Source organism: uncultured Algoriphagus sp. (assembly GCF_963974365.1).
Taxonomy (GTDB): Bacteria; Bacteroidota; Bacteroidia; order Cytophagales; family Cyclobacteriaceae; genus Algoriphagus.
Genome location: NZ_CAXBBX010000010.1, coordinates 234173 through 252901, shown reverse-complemented (window position 1 = coordinate 252901; position 18729 = coordinate 234173). Strand labels below are relative to the sequence as shown.

The 18729-nt window shown below is 40.5% G+C and carries 14 protein-coding genes and 1 other RNA gene; 7 read left to right on the top strand and 8 right to left on the bottom strand.

What is annotated here, in order from left to right; all coding sequences use genetic code 11:
* Window positions 1–457: 457 nt before the first annotated feature.
* Window positions 458–1801: a Gfo/Idh/MocA family oxidoreductase gene (locus tag AACZ87_RS15150; RefSeq protein ID WP_339868441.1), complete on the bottom strand. Its 1344-nt coding sequence runs from the start codon at window positions 1799–1801 to the stop codon at window positions 458–460.
* Between the two features lie 480 nt (window positions 1802–2281).
* Between AACZ87_RS15150 and AACZ87_RS15145 the strand changes: the two genes are divergently transcribed.
* The 3 genes from AACZ87_RS15145 (at window position 2282) to AACZ87_RS15135 (ending at window position 6266) form a co-directional block, all read left to right on the top strand.
* Window positions 2282–3454 carry a PQQ-dependent sugar dehydrogenase gene (locus AACZ87_RS15145; protein ID WP_339868440.1) on the top strand — a complete coding sequence of 391 codons (1173 nt, stop codon included), beginning with the start codon at window positions 2282–2284 and terminating at the stop codon, window positions 3452–3454.
* Window positions 3455–3620: 166 nt separating this feature from the next.
* Window positions 3621–4415, top strand: a complete 795-nt coding sequence (locus AACZ87_RS15140; RefSeq protein WP_339868439.1) for a transglutaminase family protein — start codon at window positions 3621–3623, stop codon at window positions 4413–4415.
* A 312-nt stretch (window positions 4416–4727) separates the two neighbouring features.
* Window positions 4728–6266: a hypothetical protein gene (locus AACZ87_RS15135; RefSeq protein WP_339868437.1), complete on the top strand. Its 1539-nt coding sequence runs from the start codon at window positions 4728–4730 to the stop codon at window positions 6264–6266.
* A 249-nt stretch (window positions 6267–6515) separates the two neighbouring features.
* Here AACZ87_RS15135 and AACZ87_RS15130 read toward each other — a convergent pair whose 3' ends face one another.
* Together AACZ87_RS15130 and AACZ87_RS15125 are read right to left on the bottom strand one after the other, a co-directional pair.
* Window positions 6516–7079, bottom strand: coding sequence for a DUF3109 family protein (locus AACZ87_RS15130; RefSeq protein ID WP_283414882.1), 564 nt, complete (start codon window positions 7077–7079; stop codon window positions 6516–6518).
* Window positions 7080–7118: 39 nt separating this feature from the next.
* On the bottom strand, window positions 7119–7598 hold the full coding sequence (locus tag AACZ87_RS15125; protein WP_339868436.1) for a DUF4442 domain-containing protein: 480 nt from the start codon (window positions 7596–7598) through the stop codon (window positions 7119–7121).
* A gap of 120 nt (window positions 7599–7718) precedes the next feature.
* Between AACZ87_RS15125 and rnpB the strand changes: the two genes are divergently transcribed.
* Window positions 7719–8125, top strand: an RNA gene (gene rnpB / locus AACZ87_RS15120) — RNase P RNA component class A.
* Window positions 8126–8142: 17 nt separating this feature from the next.
* Entirely contained in the window at window positions 8143–9300 is a 1158-nt protein-coding gene (locus AACZ87_RS15115) for a sigma-54 dependent transcriptional regulator (protein ID WP_339868434.1), read from the top strand.
* A gap of 187 nt (window positions 9301–9487) precedes the next feature.
* On the opposite strand, the gene AACZ87_RS15110 is transcribed toward AACZ87_RS15115, so the two are convergent.
* Window positions 9488–10483, bottom strand: a complete 996-nt coding sequence (locus tag AACZ87_RS15110; RefSeq protein ID WP_339868433.1) for an acyl transferase — start codon at window positions 10481–10483, stop codon at window positions 9488–9490.
* Window positions 10484–10550: 67 nt separating this feature from the next.
* On the opposite strand from AACZ87_RS15110, the gene AACZ87_RS15105 reads away from it, so the two are divergent.
* On the top strand, window positions 10551–11222 hold the full coding sequence (locus AACZ87_RS15105) for a hypothetical protein (RefSeq protein ID WP_339868431.1): 672 nt from the start codon (window positions 10551–10553) through the stop codon (window positions 11220–11222).
* 54 nt (window positions 11223–11276) lie between these two features.
* On the opposite strand, the gene AACZ87_RS15100 is transcribed toward AACZ87_RS15105, so the two are convergent.
* Window positions 11277–13691 carry a thiamine pyrophosphate-dependent enzyme gene (locus AACZ87_RS15100; protein ID WP_339868429.1) on the bottom strand — a complete coding sequence of 805 codons (2415 nt, stop codon included), beginning with the start codon at window positions 13689–13691 and terminating at the stop codon, window positions 11277–11279.
* 434 nt (window positions 13692–14125) lie between these two features.
* Here AACZ87_RS15100 and ald point away from each other — a divergent pair, with 434 nt between their 5' ends.
* Entirely contained in the window at window positions 14126–15244 is a 1119-nt protein-coding gene (gene ald / locus AACZ87_RS15095) for an alanine dehydrogenase (RefSeq protein WP_339868427.1), read from the top strand.
* 502 nt (window positions 15245–15746) lie between these two features.
* Here the strand turns inward: ald and AACZ87_RS15090 are convergent.
* The 3 genes from AACZ87_RS15090 to AACZ87_RS15080 form a co-directional block, all read right to left on the bottom strand.
* Window positions 15747–16370, bottom strand: coding sequence for a hypothetical protein (locus AACZ87_RS15090; RefSeq protein ID WP_339868425.1), 624 nt, complete (start codon window positions 16368–16370; stop codon window positions 15747–15749).
* A gap of 144 nt (window positions 16371–16514) precedes the next feature.
* On the bottom strand, window positions 16515–17135 hold the full coding sequence (locus AACZ87_RS15085; RefSeq protein ID WP_339868424.1) for a LysE family translocator: 621 nt from the start codon (window positions 17133–17135) through the stop codon (window positions 16515–16517).
* A complete protein-coding gene (locus AACZ87_RS15080; protein ID WP_339868423.1) occupies window positions 17132–18682 on the bottom strand; it encodes a GH3 auxin-responsive promoter family protein in 1551 nt (516 codons plus the stop codon). Before AACZ87_RS15080 ends, AACZ87_RS15085 begins: the two co-directional genes overlap by 4 nt.
* Window positions 18683–18729 lie beyond the last annotated feature (47 nt).

Genomic DNA, 18729 nt, shown 5'->3' with positions numbered 1-18729 from the left:
GAAAGTGACAACCAAAATCAGGTAAGGTCAGGGAGTCTTCGGTCATCGGTCTTCCAACCTGATAAGCAAAGAATCTAAGGGGACTGGCATCATTGCGGATATTCATAAAATTATAATTATGAATATCAGATATTTCGTATTGCGTACAAGATTAGTATTTAAGTAACTACCTCTACCCAATTGCGTCTATACCTCGATTGTCCACAGGTCTTAGAGATTCTGCTGAATTGAAATTATAGATTTCGTACTAGTGATTTTAATGGGAGGTTAAATTAAGTTACAAGATGGTTAGTGTGATTGAAGAAATTGGAAAGTATTCAATTATCGAACTCTTCCCTTTATGCCAAGTATTCAAAACATTCAAGTTCTAGGAAGGAATTTTCACCTAATTTCTTCCAATAAACAAAACCTGCCAGAATATTACTCTGGCAGGTTTTCTCTTAAAGTTTTCAGAATCCTATACTTTGTCTGGAACCTCAAAACCAGGTCTGTACTCACGGGTCAGCATCGCATCGGCTTCAGGATCGTTGACAAACTTTTCGGATTTAGGATCAAAGTCCAACACTCTTCCCAGTCTATACGAGATATTCCCTAAGTGTGCCAAGCCAGAAGATAAGTGAGCGGTTTCCACGGGTCCATTTAGGATAGATTTATCATGCTTACGAACAGCCTCAATGAAGTTGGCAAAGTGACCATCAGTTCCTCCTGCTCCTCTGTCCATGCCTGATGCAGCAGCTCCCCCGTCATCTCCGGATTTGCCTGGTGTGCGGTCATTGCCCAAGAAGGTTTTGTACTTATCATAGCCATCTACGACCAAATAGCCTTTGTCTCCATAGAAAATATTACCTACGGTAGCTCCGTCCTCTGCATTGGTGTACCAAGGGCGAACTTCAAACTGAATGATTTTATCCTCTTCAGGATAGTTATAGATAGAAGTCAAGACTTCCGGAGTTTCCTTACTGTCCTTCCACAGGTATTTGCCTCCCATGGAGGTGATCTTCGTAGGAAAACCGACATCAAGCCCCCACATACATAGGTCTGTCTCGTGGATACCTTGGTTTCCCACATCTCCATTTCCATAATCAAAATGCCAGTGCCAATTGTAATGTACCAGATCATGCGTAAAAGGAGCCTTTGGTGCCGGGCCAGTCCATAAGTCATAGTCCAATCCAGCTGGTACAGGAGAAGGGCCCTTAATTCCTATATCTCCACGCATTCTAAACACTAAACCCCGAGCCATATACACTCGACCAATGTACCCATCTCGCATCAACTGAATTGCTTCCTGCACAGCCGGAGAGCTTCTCAGCTGAACTCCATGCTGCACGATTCTATCATATTTCTCTGCCGCTTCGATCATTCGGCGACCTTCGGAAATATTATGAGAACCTGGCTTTTCCACGTAAACATCTTTGCCTGCTTGACAAGCCCAAATGGTAGCCAAAGCATGCCAGTGATTAGGGGTGGCCAAGCTGACTACATCGATATCCTTGTTGTCAAAAACCTTTCTCAGGTCTTGCTCAATTGCTACATCCTTGCCGTATTTCTCTTTGAAGGCTTTCTGAGCAGGAGTCAGAAGGTTCATATCTGGGTCACAAAGGGTTGTGATCTCTACATCTTTCTGAGCCATAAAGCCCTGAATATGACTCTTACCACGACCATTGATACCAAGTACTGCTGCATTTATTCTGTCATTGGCTCCAAAAGCAGAGGAAGGGATAAAAGTAGGAAGCACCATCGCTGCCGAGCCTGCAATGGCAGTTTTTTTAATGAAAGTTCTCCTAGATGATTCTTTACTCATTGTATTCGGTTTTTAAGGGTTATTATTTCACTCAATATATTGAAAAAATAAGTGATGCAATCATAAACTTACACGCATGGACAATCCAATGCAAAAATCCATTTTTGAATTTAGGTTTTACAAAAGTTTCTTTTGTTTATACCTCGACTCATCTTTAAATCAGACTAGTAGTTGCCACTATTGCAAGAGCTATTTATATAATCGGAAAGTGGAAAGTGCCCCTTTAGTATTGCAAGGAGCTAGCATTTGTATACAAACTCTTCTCCGCCAAAATAAAAGCAATATGAATTCCCGTAAAATAGCTTTTAATACGTTCACTGAAAATCCATTTGGGATGAGAACTGAGTATGTTTACTCCTGAGAAAAAGTAGGAGCTAAAATAGTGAGGTAAAACTTCTTCCTAAAAAGATCAAGTCGTTTAAAATCAACTATTTTGCGTAGTAAGTACAAAGCAACCAATAATCGTAGACCTATTTTAGTATGAAAACCTATCTGAACACCTTTTTAGTATTAATCCTATCCTATTCTACCGCCTGTTCGCAGGAAAGCCAATCAAATGATCCAAGCCCCGAAGCTAAGCTGACGGTACAAGTAGCCTTCCCTGCTCTGACTTTTACCAGACCTGTAGATTTCCAGCATCCGGGAGACAACTCCAATAGATTATTTGTGGTAGAGCAAAGAGGAGTGATTTCTGTTTTTGAGAATAATTCTGCTGCGACAGAAAAATCTGAGTTTCTAGCAATAGAAAGAAAAGTGGATGACTCTGGAAATGAAGAAGGCCTCCTAGGTTTGGCATTTCATCCTGATTACAAAACCAATGGTTTTTTATATGTAAACTATACTGCTGAGAATCCCAATAGAACTGTCATCTCCCGATTTTCTGTTTCCAGCTCCGATCCAAATAAGGCTGACCCATCAAGTGAACTTGTACTTTTAGAATATGACCAACCCTACTCCAATCACAATGGAGGTCAGATCTCATTTGGACCAGATGGCTACTTATATATAGCTGCTGGTGACGGTGGAAGTGGTGGAGATCCTCAAGGAAATGGACAAAACAAAACGACTTTGCTAGGTAGTATACTTAGAATAGATGTGAATCAAACAACTGGATCTAGCAATTATTCCATCCCTGCTGACAATCCTTTTGCAAATAATACCGAAGGATTCCGGGAAGAAATTTATGCCTATGGTCTTAGAAATCCTTGGAGATTTAGCTTTGACTCAGCTACTGGTCAGCTTTGGGTAGGTGACGTAGGGCAGAACAAATACGAGGAAATTGATATAGTCAAAAACGGAGGTAATTACGGCTGGAATACCATGGAGGGTGTGCATTGCTTCAAACCTGCAGATTGTGATATGACTGGACTCGAGTTGCCGGTTTGGGAATATGACCATACCAAAGGTGACATTTCCATTACCGGAGGTTTTGTGTATCATGGATCTGCCATCAAAGAATTACAGGGCTTGTATGTCTATGCTGATTATGTTTCCGGTAGAATCTGGAGTTTGGATGTCAGCGATCCTAACAATCCTAAAAACACAGAATTATTGAATGCGGACTTCCCTGTTTCTGCATTTGGTGTCGACAAAAACCAAGAATTGTATATCTGTGGTTTTGATGACAAAATCTACAAACTTGGATACGAGTAAAAGCTGATTTAATTCATCGGCACAACATTAACAGCCCAAATAAATAACCATTGATTTCGGTAGCCTTTAATTTTTGAATTGGATTAAATTTTAGGTCTATCAATTTGCCTGTACCACTTAAAAGGGTATCTGATTACAACTATTATGGTTATTAAAAATTTGATTTATGCAATTACGCAGCAGCTGTAATCTAAAGTTTGAGATTTCTGAACCCACTCCCTTCATACTAATGCTCAGACCGCGAAGCGGAAGTCAGCAATGGGTAGAAAGAGAAGAATTTAAAATCACCCCAAGTATCCCTGTTTTTGAATTTACGGATGGGTATGGTAATCTCTGCCAACGTTTGATTGCTCTTCCAGGCTTGTTCTCGATAGATACTTCTTCAGAGGTAATTACTGCTGATTACATTGACCAAGGATTCGATGCTCCTTTTGTAGAAATCCAGAATCTACCTGACGCAGTTTTGAGCTATTTATTACCCAGTCGATACTGCGAGTCAGATTTTTTCAATGAGATGAGCATGGAAATCACCCAAGGTCAATTATTGGGGTACAATCAAGTAGCTGCAATTACAGACTGGCTTCGGGACAACATCAGCTATATTCCTGGCAGTAACAATCAGCCAGTATCTGCCATACAAGTCAATTCTAAAAAGTTTGGCGTATGTACAGACCTAGCACATTTGGGAATTGCCTTATGCAGAAGCTTGAGCATTCCCGCACGGATAGTAGTGGGCTATCTACACAATTTGAAACCAATGGATATGCATGCGTGGTTTGAAGCTTACATTGGTAACCGGTGGTACACTTTTGATGCGACGCAGGTTGGTAATACTGGTGGCTATGTGGTACTTGGGTTAGGCCGTGATGCTGCCGATGTTGCTATTTTCAATCAATTTGGCACTCCCGTTTATCCGATTGAACAACTTGTGAAAGTGGAGTTAATTGAAAAGAGTTTTTAATTAGAGTCTGCTCAGGAATAAAGTCGATATACTTTTAAATCAAGAAAATACTATTCCCTCTCTGATAAAAAAAGGGAATCAGTCTACCCAAAGTAGGTATTACTTTTATAATCAATTAGGTCCAGCCAACTTTTTTGGTGTCATGAATATTCCGTTAATCCCCCTACAATTCAATGGATTACAATTAAACTAAGAATCCTAAAAAATCATAAAATATTTTTAATAGCATTATAAAATTCTTAAAATGATTAAGAATTTATTTTAACTACATTTTTTACTAACCATACGAGCATTCACTTTAACCCAAAAAATATGCTACCTGATTTTTATAAGACGCTTCCCATTCTTTCATACCTATTTCTCTGGTGTGTTTCATGTTATTCACAGAATTCCAAAGTGCTGCCTAATGAAAAGAAGGGAATCTATAACACTACAATTGTAGTAAATCTCAAAAAGAATGCTGACAGAAAGTATTTTTTGTCACTTGGCCTGCGTAATCCCTTAGCTTTTAGTCCGCTTTATCTCCCTCCTCCTCCATCTACTTTAGATACTTCAGCGAATCTTAAAACCGTAATAAAAACCAGTATCGAAAAGCCGACTTATTTGACTTTGGGGCATTATATATTTCATATTGAGCCTGGAGATAGCTTAAACATTGACTTTGAAGTTCTACTGAATACAAAAACGGCACATAAGGATACCATCACAATTAATCATGGAAATGTCTTTTTTATATGGAAGGGAGGCTCTAGTCTTTTGTTCCATAAATATTTAAACAGTATTGCCAATTCTCTCAAAGATCTGAAAACGACGGACCAAGTAGCTGAACTCACCTCTAGAGAAAGCCTCAGGAGCATGGCTGACAGTTGTACGGCGCTGATTTACAAAGAGCACCCCATTCTGAAAAGTGACAGTTCTACTTTTGAAACGGTAAAAAAATATAGTATTCACGATCTTCTCGCACGATTAGCGTACAGGCTTTCATTTCTTTATGCCAACAGCAGAGACGAATCAATAAAAAGTGCCATTGAAACTAGTGAGAGAAATATGCTTGAATATGCCAGTTTACAGGAAGGGCATTATGATGACCCCGTTACTTTGGGCTCCTACGGATCTGTCTATTACTTTTTCAAAGAAATGGGGCTCGATGCGCAAGCTATACTTGAAAGATTCAATAGCAGTAATGATACGCTTAAGCAGTATGTACAGCTCAGTCTTTTTAATGACGGAATGTTAAGTGAAGAACAAGAACTAAGGCTTATTGACAAACTAACCTATCCTCCTTATAAGGAATACGCGCTTCAACTGGATCAGGATCCCAATCGGGGAATTATAAAATCGGGCTATATAAACAATGAAATTAGAGGCGCCCAATTGTTTGATGTGAATGACAAAGAGCTTGCTTTTGACGAGCTGTTTAAGACGACAGCCCAGCCCTATTTATTATTTGATTTTTCAGGATCCTGGTGCAAGCCCTGCCTGGAAGAAATGTCTGTCTATGCAAAAACAAGACACTTGGACAACTCTAAAAAAGTACGGCCTATTTGGCTGTTTTTCGAAAACGATAAAACAAAATGGCTCAATATTATAGAGAGATACAATTTAAAAAAGGAAAATTGCTTTTTGGTAGTGGGTGAATCCGGCAACATATTACGGAAGCAGTTCACTTTGTTGTTTGACTGGAAAGGGGAATTCCCCCACTATTTCCTTTTTGCCAAAGAGGGGGAAATAATAGATAAGAGAGCAAGACCCCTATCCATGTTTGAGGAAAATGATGTGTCTAACTTGCCGCCAAGAGAAAAGAACAAGAACTCCGGCCCTCCAATACCCCCACCAATAAAAACACCCTGATTGTTCTTAATTTCTATGTGCCCGATATAGTATTTTGAGGACTCTGTGATCGAGTTTATCCAAGGGATCCAAATATTGAAATTTATAGACAGTTCGAAACCCAATTCCTTTCGGCCCATTTACAGCTTTAACGTCAATTATTAAACCATCAACTTTCCTATATTCCTTGGCACATGATCCCAATAACATAGAAAAAAGCAAAAGAATCAATAGCGGTTTTAAAAATCTCAACTCTTAAATCTTAAATCATTATCCCTCAATCTCCTCCACCAACTCCGCATACCAAGCCTCCCCGTATTTGCGGGTAAGCGCGTCTTTTAGGAATTTGTAAATCGGAACTTTCAAGGAGGATCCTAACTGACATGCTGGATCGCAGATATGCCAACGGTCGTAATTCAAAGCATCGAACTGATCGTATTTTGTAATACGAATTGGGTACATGTGACAGCTGATCGGTTTCTTCCAGGTGATTTTACCATCAAGGTATGCCTGCTCTATTCCGCATTTTAAAATACCTCTATCATCGTATAGGGCATAGGCACATTCCCTATTATCACCAATGGTTGGAGTTCCTTTGTCACCGTCCTTATCAATCACCCAAGTACCCTGCTTTGCAATCGCCTGACGACCTTCCTCAGTGATGTAATCTTTGACAATTGGGTAAATGTCCTCGATGATTTTGGTTTCCTCATCTTCCAAAGGAGCGCCTGCGTCACCTTCTACGCAGCAAGCACCCTTGCATGCTTCTAGGTCACAGACAAAAAAATTCTCCTTAATATCGTCCGAAAGTACGGTGTCCCCTACTATAATCATGGTCTTATTTGTTAGCTCGCAAAGGTAAGCAATCGAATGCTAGGCTTTCGGCTTTGCAAAGTCTTTTCTTCGCACATAAACCCCTTTCTGCAATTTGGCAATGAGATTACCTACCTTATCCTTTACCTCACAGGGAAATTCGAACACTCCTTTTCCATCCCGATCCACAGCATCTTTTATCTCGGAAATCTGATCCGTCGAAAGCTTGAATTCTGCATAAACGGTTCCTTTTCCAGGTTTCACAAAATCAATACTTGCTGTCTTATCCCATACGATGTATTCATCACTGAGCTGGGTGATTAGGATAAACATAAAAAATGGATCACACATGGAATAAAGGGAACCTCCAAAAGCGGTTCCTATTAGATTTCGGTTGTACCAGGTAAGTTTGAGGCGCGTTCGGAAACTGGAAAAATCATCCGCGTAGTCAATCACTTTAATTCCTGAAAACAAATAAGGAGGATACCAATTGATCAATCGAATCAATCTTCTGAACTTTTTATTTTTCCTGTTGTCCATTCGAAAAAGATAAGTCAAAAGTCACAGAAAAAGAACGACTTAGAAAATCACATTTCCTATTCTTTATTTACCCTGCCATAATTTTAAAAACCGATAGCTAGAAATTAACGTACTTTGCATCGTGCAAGTCGTCTTGTCGCTGTCTCATGGTAATAGTGAGGAGGAGGAAAGTCCGGGCAACATAGAGCGCCATACTTCCTAACGGGAAGGGGGCTGACTGGTGACGGTCAGTTTACAGCTAGTGCAACAGAGAATATACCGCCCTGAGCTTGTCGAAGGGTAAGGGTGAAAAGGTGGGGTAAGAGCCCACCGCTCTGGCAGTGATGTCAGGGGCACGGCAAACCTTATGGGTTGAAAGATCAAATAGGTTCCGCGTCGGATTCAGTTCCGAGAAAAGTTGCTCGCTTTTATGCGGAATGGGTAGATCGATGGACCCCGATTGTGAAGTCGGGGCTAGATAAATGGCAAGAAACTGATTCTGGAAACAGAAGAGGAAACAGAACCCGGCTTATAGACTTGCACTTTTTTATTTTATATTTAAACTATGTCGAAAATACTGATCATTGATGACGAAAAAGTCATCCGCGCTACACTCCGCGAAATTTTAGAATACGAGAAATACTCAGTTACAGAAGCCCAGGATGGTGAAGAAGGATTGGCAAAATTGCAGGAAGACGATTACGATCTCGTTCTCTGCGATGTGAAAATGCCAAAAATGGACGGCATTGAAGTTCTTGAAAAAGCCAAAGCTTTAGATAAATCTCCTCAGTTCATTATGATTTCCGCACATGGGAGCATAGAAACTGCCGTTGAAGCTACCAAGAAGGGTGCTTTCGATTTTATCCCAAAACCTCCGGATTTGAACCGTCTTTTACTTACTGTTCGTAATGCACTGGATAAAAAGAATCTTGTAACTGAGACCAAAGTCCTCAAGAAAAAACTATCCAAAAAACTGGATATGGTTGGGGAATCAGCAGCAATTCATAAGGTGAAGGATACCATAGAAAAAGTAGCTCCTACTGATGCCCGAGTGCTCATCACCGGTCCAAACGGTACTGGTAAAGAACTGGTTGCTCATTGGGTGCATGCCAAAAGCAATAGAGCTTCACAGCCTTTTGTTGCAGTAAACTGTGCTGCAATTCCTTCAGAATTGATTGAAAGTGAACTATTTGGTCACGAAAAAGGAGCTTTTACTTCAGCTCATAAGCAGCGTCAGGGAAAGTTTGAACAAGCTCAGGGAGGCACACTATTTTTAGATGAAATCGGTGACATGTCTCTTTCTGCCCAGTCTAAAGTATTACGGGCATTACAGGAAAACCTTATTAACCGAGTAGGTTCAGACAAAGACATTAAAGTGGATGTTCGGGTACTGGCAGCTACGAATAAGGACCTGAAGAAAGAGATTGAAGAGAATAGATTCCGAGAAGACTTGTACCACAGATTGAGTGTAATTCTTATACAAGTTCCTGCACTAAAAGATAGAAAAGAAGATATCCCTTTACTGGTAAATAAGTTTTTGGATGATATCTCTCAGGAAAATGGCGATGCACCAAAAAGTATCAGTAAAGCCGCACTGGCAAAACTGCAAGAGTATCCATGGACTGGAAATATCCGGGAATTAAGAAATGTAGTAGAGAGGCTGGTGATATTAGGAGAGCCAGAAATTAGCCTGGAAGACATAAAAAAATACGCTGACTATTAAGTCAGCGTATTTTTTTTTAGCTATTGGCGTCCTGAGTAGTGGTCGCTTTTGCGTAAGCTGGACATGGCTTACTGGAGGCACATGCTCCCAAAGCTAAAATCCCAATCAATAATGCTGCTGTGGCTAATTTTTTCATATGTAAGTTATTATTCCTTTCAAATATGTTCAATTATTACTTAGATAGCAATTACTGCACCAAGAGATTGCAGCCTCTTACTTCGCTATTGTCAAATCTCCCCAAAACTTCCAGCATCCCGTTTTCATCAAACCGTCCCAAATCCTGCGTTTCAATAAAAGCACAGGAATGGAAGTTGGCTAGATCAATGACATTAATTCCTCCTTGGGAACGCTGAGAAAGAGAAAGTGGATCATTTATATCCCTAAGCATAACGCGCATGCAATCAGGTAGCGTATATTTTCCATGACCTTTTGAATAAGCCTGAGACATCAATTCAGTCATCCCGTATTCAGAATAGATAGATTCCACCCCGAAATATGGCTTCAAAATATCATGAACCTCTTCCCGGATCATCTCCTTTCTCCTACCCTTCATTCCTCCAGTTTCCATCACAATAAGATTCGAAGGGGCACTGATCCTTTTCCCTGATTCTGCTAAATCCAATAAGGCAAATGTAACTCCTAACAGCAGCACCTTTTTATTATCCTCGGCCAGCGATTCCAATTTTTCGATAAGCTCATCCTGATTATAGAGGTAAAAACCTGAATGATCAGAATTGCTCTCTTTAATAAAATGATCAGCCATACTGACTAGGCTACTCCCCTTTCTTTCCAAATAAGCAGGCAAAAGCGCCAGGACATGAAAGTCCTTCAGTGATCCAAACTCATTTTCGAAAATACGCTGAGCATGTTCCAAATACCATTGCTCAGACCAAATGTAATGTTTGCTTGAAATCATTCCGGTAGTTCCACTACTGGAGAAAAAGTCGGTAAAATCATGAGGATCTCCTGATATAACCTGATGATCTTTGAAAAATCGAATGGGTAAAAAGGGAATTTGATCCAAGGATTTCACCTTTTCCGTACTTAGATTACGAGCGGCTAGATATTTCCTGTAAATTGGATTAGCCTGTGACTGAAAATGAAAAAGTTCTAGGGAAAGCTCTTCGAATTCTTCCGGATTCAATTTTCTTAACCTACTTGAAAAACTTTTAAAGTCCTGCATCGTTTTATATTTTGCATCAATCAACCAAAGTATTGGTTTAATTTGCTGGTAAATTTACTTTCACCCTATGCGTTTAAAAAGCTATTTAGGAATATTCTTTTTGCTGATTGCTGCTGTATCGTGCATTAATCCGCCAGATAACTTTCCTACCGTTCCTAAAATCACCTTTGAATCAATACAATACGCTCCTACTTCAGGTTCAGATTCGTTGATAATTGGAATTGATTTCCAAGACGCTGAAGGAGATTTGGGATTATCAGCGACGGATGATGACCCTCCTTTTCAAAATGTTGATTTTCAGAGAAATTCAAATGGAGATTTAATCACCTACAGCACCAGACCTCCAGGAGCTCCTACTTATAATCCTATTGATTGGTTAGTTGATCCAATAGTAAACAATGCAGTTGTAAAAGATACAATTTGGGTAAAACAGAATCCTAACCAGTTTAATATTTTCGTTAAGTTTTACATCAAAAGAAATGGTCAGTTTACCGAGTTCAGATGGCAAGACCCTCCATATTATACAACCTTCAATGGTCGTTTTCCTAGAATCCTAACAAGTGACGTCGGCCAAGCAATAGAAGGAAATATTAGCTATGGAATGCTATCCTCAGGTTGGGAGGCAATATTCAGAAATGATACGATTCAGGTTGCTGTAGAAATTCAGGATCGAGCACTCAACAGAAGTAACGAGGTGTTCAGCCCCGAAGTCACACTCAAGGACATCACAAGACCATAAACTGAAAAAGCCCTTAAATAAGGGCTTTTTCAGTTTTATAAAAGATCAGTAAATCTATATCGCAGGATATTTTTTAGGATTTACCTCAGACATCATCGCATATACTTTTTCGACTACATCTTCCACATTAGGTTTGGAGAAGTAATCCCCATCAGAGGAATAGGCCGGTCTGTGCGCTTGAGCAGAAATAGTTTGTGGTTCGGAATCCAAGTATCTAAAGACCTCCTGATTCTCGATCACTTGCTGCAACATAAATGCTGAACCTGCACCTGGCACATCTTCATCAGCAAAGATCACCCGGTTGGTTTTCTTCACTGATTCTCCTATGATTCCATGTACATCAAATGGCAATAAGGTTTGTACATCAAGCACTTCAATTTCTATCCCCATTTCTGCAAGTTCATTCGCAGCTTCCATCACTATTCTACACATAGAACCATAAGTCACAATAGTTACTTCGGTTCCTTCTCTTAGTATTTCCGGCTTGCCTAAGGCTACTGTGTATTCACCTAAATTATCTGGCATTTTTTCTTTCAATCTATAGCCGTTCAGGCATTCGATCATAATTGCGGGTTCGTCAGATTTCAAGAGCGCATTGTACATTCCAGCTGCCTGAGTCATATCACGAGGCACGCAAACTACCATTCCACGAAGGGTAGAAAGAATCATTCCCATTGGTGAGCCTGAATGCCAAACACCTTCCAATCTATGTCCACGCGTACGAACAATCATAGGAGCTTTTTGGCCTCCTTTGGTTCGGTATTGTAAACAAGCTACATCATCAGCAAGCATCTGAAGCCCGTAAAGCAAGTAATCCAGGTATTGAATCTCAGCCAAAGGTCGCAAACCTCTCAAGGCTGTTCCTATGCCCTGGCCAATAATTGTGCATTCTCTAATCCCTGTATCCGAAACTCTCAACTCACCATGCTTTGCCTGTAAGCCTGCAAAAGCCTGATTTACATCACCTATTTTCCCTACATCTTCTCCGAATGTGAAGAATCGAGGATCTTTAGCCAGTGTCAAATCAAAATAAGATTGCAAAACCTCTCTCCCATCCACTAGCGGAGATTTCTCATTGAACTCAGCAGGTACTTCCTCCACATTCAAAACACTCCATTCTGAAGTACTATATAAATGACTGTTGTATCTACCGAAGTTTAAGTCGCTTTGCTTCTCTAACCAAGCTCGCAAATCCGCCTTCACTGCAGGAGTATCCAGCCTCAAGGTCAACAATGCTTTTCTCACGGCTATTACCACATCCTTTCTGATCGGATTGATAGTTTTCGATAATTCCTCTGCAAGTTGGTTGATGATCACCTTCCTAGTACTAAGCTGGGCAGCAGCTCTCAGAAGAGTCACTGCTTCATTCAGCTCCTTTTTGATTTCACTGGAAAACTTAGACCAAGCGGCTTCTTTTTCCTGCCTCACCTGCGTTTTGGCTTCATTTTCTATTTTGTCCAATGTATCAGCATTGGCAATTTCATTGCTCAGGATATATTCTCTGAATTTGGAAACACAATCCCAGTCTTTCTCCCACTGAAGGCGCTTGGCATCTTTGTAGCGCTCGTGCGAACCAGAAGTAGAGTGACCTTGAGGCTGAGTCATCTCAAGTACATGAATCATCACCGGCACATGGGAAGTTCTGGCAAGTTCGCCAGCTTCCACATAAGCATTCAACAGAGCCTCATAATCCCAGCCATTTACCCGGATTATTTCTATCCCTTTCTGTGAATCGGTTCTTTCAAAACCTGCCAATACTTCAGAAATACTGCCTTTGGTGGTATGAAATTCATTAGGAACAGAAATACCATATCCATCATCCCAAATAGAAATAACCATAGGTACCTGCATGACTCCGGCTGCATTGATGGTCTCGAAAAACATTCCTTCAGAAGTGGATGCATTCCCTATAGTGCCCCAGGCTACTTCATTTCCATTTACAGAAAAGTTGGTCAGATCTTTTAAACCTTTGTTTTCTCTAAAAAGCTTGGAAGCATAAGCTAGGCCAAGCAACTTCGGCATTTGAGCTGCGGTAGGAGAAATATCCGCCGCAGAATTATACATTTTGGTTAGGTCCTTCCAGCTTCCATCCTCCTTCAGAGAACGGGTAGCGAAGTGCCCATTCATCAGTCTACCTGCACTTGCAGGTTCCGCCTCCACATTGGTATAGGCGTATAGTTGCGAAAAATATTGCTGAACTTTCAACTCGCCAATGGCAAGCATAAAAGTCTGATCTCTGTAGTATCCGGAGCGAAAATCCCCCAACTTAAAAGCTCTAGCCATTGCTATTTGGGCGAGCTCCTTTCCATCTCCAAAAATTCCGAATTTCGCTTTCCCCATGAAAACCTCTTTTCTACCTATCAAAGAAGCATGCCTACTAATCATAGCGACTCGAAAGTCTTCCAGGATAGCTTCTTTAGATAGATTAGGAGAATTCAGATTTTTAGGAACTGATTGAACTTCTGACATAGAGGTTAATTTACTAAAGTTATTTGGGTTTTACTTTGCTGATTTTTTGAATCATTCAAAAATAGCCAAATCCATTCTTTATACAAATTTCGACATTATTATTTATCAATCAAAAATTTTGAAAGCAATGTACTTTGCTAAAGGAAACAGAATTAAATTCCGACATTCTAGAAATAGCCAATAATAGAAGCATACAATCAAAAAATGGGGAGCACTATAAACCAATCGTTTAGATAAAAAAGGGCTTCAAAATTTTAAATGCTTTAAAATAAATTTTAAAAATATCCTATAAGTTAATAGCAATTACCGATATAAAATTTTGAAATATTCTTATTTTCGAAAGCATACCAAATACTATTCTTCCATTTGCTAATGGAGACCTATTTGCTTCCTATCTTTGCGCTTGAGTTTACTTAAATCCAAAAATTCAAGTTATGATCATAGGTGTTCCGAAGGAAATCAAAAACAACGAAAACCGTGTAGCTCTTACTCCTGCCGGTGCCAAGGAATTGGTAAAAAGAGGTCATTCTGTTTATGTTCAGCATACTGCTGGTGAAGGCAGTGGCTTCCCAGATGATATGTATGTAGAAGCTGGCGCTACTATTCTTCCGACCATAGAAGCGACGTATGAAATCGCTGAAATGATCATGAAGGTAAAAGAGCCTATAGAAGCTGAATACAAACTGATCAAAGAAGATCAATTGTTGTTTACCTATTTTCACTTTGCTTCTTATGAGCCATTGACTAAGGCGATGGTTGCGAGTAAGTCTGTATGTCTTGCCTACGAAACTGTAGAGAAGCCAGACAGAAGTCTTCCACTTTTGGTTCCTATGTCTGAAGTTGCCGGTAGAATGGCTGTGCAAAAAGGAGCTAACTATTTGGAGAAGCCACTTGGAGGAAGAGGAATTCTTCTTGGTGGAGTACCAGGCGTACTTCCTGCTAAAGTATTGATTCTTGGCGGTGGTATCGTAGGAACTCAGGCTGCTTGGATGGCTGCTGGACTTGGTGCTGATGTGACTATCATGGACCTTAACCTACAGCGTTTGCGCTACTTGGCTGACGTAATGCCAGCTAACGTAAATACCATGATGTCTAATGAATTCAACATTAGAAAATTGATTCAGAATCATGACTTGATTATTGGTGCGGTGTTGATCCCAGGTGCTAAAGCGCCACATTTGATCACCCGTGATATGTTGAAAGAAATGCTTCCTGGTACTGTGCTAGTGGATGTGGCAGTTGATCAGGGAGGTTGTATTGAGACATGTAAACCTACAACGCATCAGGATCCAACTTTCGTCATCGACGACGTGGTTCACTATTGTGTGGCAAACATGCCGGGAGCTGTGCCTTACACTTCTACATTAGCGTTGACCAATGCTACTCTTCCTTATGCCATGCAATTGGCTGACAAAGGATGGAAAAAAGCAGCTCAGGACAATCCTGATTTGATTCCAGGTCTAAACATCATCAATGGTGACATTGTGTACCAGGCAGTAGCTGAAGCGTTTGATATGGATTATACTCCAGTGATAAAATATTTGGCTGACTAAACCTTGTGAGATGCAAACATGGATATACGGCTTGATACCAGTATCCAATATCTCTCCGCTCAACCGGCCAGAAGACAGATGACCGAAGACTCCCGCATTGGCGGGACAGGCTGAAGTAGCCTCAATTCTAAAGTTTAACATATCCTATATTGCTTTGGCTTCCTTACTGGCAGAAAAGAGGATATAAATGAATCCCTCTGGTGTAAACTGGAGGGATTTTTTTTTTGCTTGTAAAGAAAGGAGGTTTTACCTCCAATTAGAGAAATTTCAAACGGATCGTGCCTTTGGCACTCAAAGATCTTTTCAACATTAATTGAACCCAGAATTATATTCTGGGCTTTTACAGGTCTTGCCGTTGGCAAGAGGCTTACAGAAATAGAATCGACCAGCTTTAGGGAAAATTCACAGGGATCGTGCCGTTAGAACTCAAATATATATTCACCACTAATTCAATCCAGAATTACATTCTAGGCTAGCATAAGCCTTTCCATTGGCAAGTGTGTTAGGGAACTGATCCTAAAGGGATACTGATATTGAAACCAGCAGGCCCTAAACTGATTTGATTTACAATCTGGGGAAGTTCCTTTGCATGTGTATGGTGAAAGGTGTACATGACCGCATCAAATGTGAGCAGGAAAGCCCCTTGAAGTAGGATAGACTTTCCAAAACCTATAAATTTATCCTTGTCCAGCCGTAATCCCCTTTCTTTTAAATACAAGCCTCCTGCTACATAGGCGACATCAAGAGCAGCATTGAAAAGTAATATTTTCTCCATATTCTGCTGCGCATCCATGGTTGACCAGAAGTCAGTACCAGCGTTTTCTTTGGTTGCCTGCCAATACCCAAATCCCGCTATCACTAAATTCACCGAATTCCAATACAAATTCATCTGATGAAAAGCCTTGGTTTGACCGCTGGTCTGACTAGCTGCAATGCCTCCCCAGATCATATTTCCCACAGCCCAACCACCAAGAATCATCATTCCTTTTTCATTGTAAGAAATTCTGGTTTGATTGAAATTTTGGAGTTCTGGGATATTTTGGGCAAAAGTATCTATCGGTATGAAAACCGTAGTCAGCAGAACTATTAGAAGTAGCAGAAAATGGAATGGTGATTTATTGAGCATAGGTAAGGGTTTGAGACGGAAGAAGGAAGACAGGAGACAGCTGTCCGGTGCCGGATGTAGGATGCCCGGTGTTGTATGTGTGTAAACCGAAAATGGGAGTCCTAAGTCAAAGTTAAACGCTTTAGTAAGAAAGATTGTTTAAGCCTATCCCATCGCGAACAAAATCAACCGAATCCCAAAGCCTATCATTACGATCCCCACAGCCTTATTGAGCCAAAACATAAATCCTGGAGTCACGAACTTGGATAACTTCTTTGCGATATAAGCTTTGATCAGGTCAATGGTAAACACAGTCGCTAGAATGCCTATATAATAGAACCAAACATCCAGAGAATCAAAAGATTCTTTGAGATGAACCAGGCTGGCAATTGAAATCCAAAAGAGCAATACAAAAGGATTGATTCCATTGATACTAAATCCTTTGATAAAAGCACTGCGTTTCTTCGCTCTTGGAATGGAAACTAAGGCTGGATCTGGGGCAACACTTTGCCTTTTGACTAAGTAACTTATCCCAAACCCAATCAAAATTGCTCCTCCCACATAACCCAGTACCTGCTCAAAGGAAGCAGAGTTGGCTAGGAATTTCACACCAAAGAAGGTAAGTAGTACGTAAAGCGTGTCACTACATAGAATCCCCAGCGCTACCATCATGGCATATCGGAAGCCATTTTCCAGACTGCTTTGGATCAAGGTGAAAAATACCGGGCCAATCATTGCAGACAGTAAGAGCCCCATACTGATCCCTTCCAGCAGCGAAGAACTCACAGTTCTATCCCATTATTGATTAAGAATTCTTGCCAACTTCCGGCTTTCTCCCCCTTTAGAACCCTTGGGAATTTGTACTGTCCTCCCTCCTTCCCTTGAGCTTTCAGCCAGTCATAAAAATAGGATGAGGGCAAAACTGTCACGATGACTTTTTTCAACGCATGGTTTCGCTCCACAGCATAGTCATCATTAAGGATTTTGAGATTATTATCTAAGGTCTTTTTCAATATGGAAGGTTTAATAGCATCGCTAGAACCAATAAACCAATGGTGCGCGAATAGACTTCCATGCGGCACGCCCAGCACAGTAAACTCACGAATATTCATATCGTGTTCCTCAGCTGTGAGCTCTATGGCTTTGTTCATATTATCCACAGAAAGATGCTCTCCACACAGACTCAAAAAATGCTTTGTTCTACCAGTGATGATGATTTCTGATTCTTCTTTAGACACAAATCTGACTACATCTCCGATCAAATATCGCCATGTGCCCGAGCAAGTACTGATTAATAGCGCATAGTCCTTTCCTTCTTCTACTTCGTCTATTTTCAAGGTTTTGGCATCTTGACGGATGTTTCCTTCCTCATCAAAATTCTCCTCTCTAAAGGGCACAAACTCATGGAAAATCCCATTATTCAACACTAGGCGCATGGATTTCCTTCCGGGCAAAGCCTGAAATGCCAGAAATCCTTCCGAAGCCAAATAAGTTTCTAAGTATAAAATAGGTCGCCCTAGTAGCTTCTCAAAACCCTTTTTATAAGGCTCAAAAGAAACTCCCCCATGAACGAAAATCTGGAGGTTTGGCCAGATCTCATGAATATTATCCACTTTATACCGCTCAATGATTTTCTCTATTAAAATCTGCAACCAGGCAGGCACTCCCACGATAATGCCTATATCCCAAGATTTAGCTTTCTCTACGATTTGATCAAGTTTATCTCCCCAGTTTTTACTCCGTGAGATCTTTTTACCTGGCTTATAAAAGCGCTGAAACCAAATAGGCAATCTACCTGTGGTAATCCCGCTCAGGTCTCCGGAAAAGTAAGTACCGTTAAACTCCAGATCAGTACTTCCGCCAAGCATCAAAATGCCTTTGGTGAGCAATGAAGCGGGCAAATCATATTTTGATAGGGAAAGAATTTGACGTACTCCAGTCTTACGGATAGCTTTCACCATATCCTTGGTGATAGGAATGAATTTGGAGGTGGCACCAGAAGTTCCGCTGCTCAGCGCGAAATGGGTCACAGGACCTGGCCAAGTGACATTTGACTTACCTTCAAGTAATTTGTACCACCATTCTGTATGAATTTTATCGTAGTCATAGATTGGTAGCTGAGCTTTGTAAAGCTCATAAAATTCATCGTCGTCCCTTCGAAAACTTTTAAGGATTTTAGAGAACTCATACTTTTTGCCTATCTCCGTATCAGCAGAGTGGATGAGCAATTTTTTCAATTCCTGACGCTGAAGTTCTAAAGGATGAGAGTATTCCTGTTCCAAACTCTCTCTCAGGCGAATGCCTTTTTTTAGCAAAGTACTAATGATCGCCATATCTTTGTTTTAGGCCTTTTGGAAAAATATTAAGCATAAAAATAGAA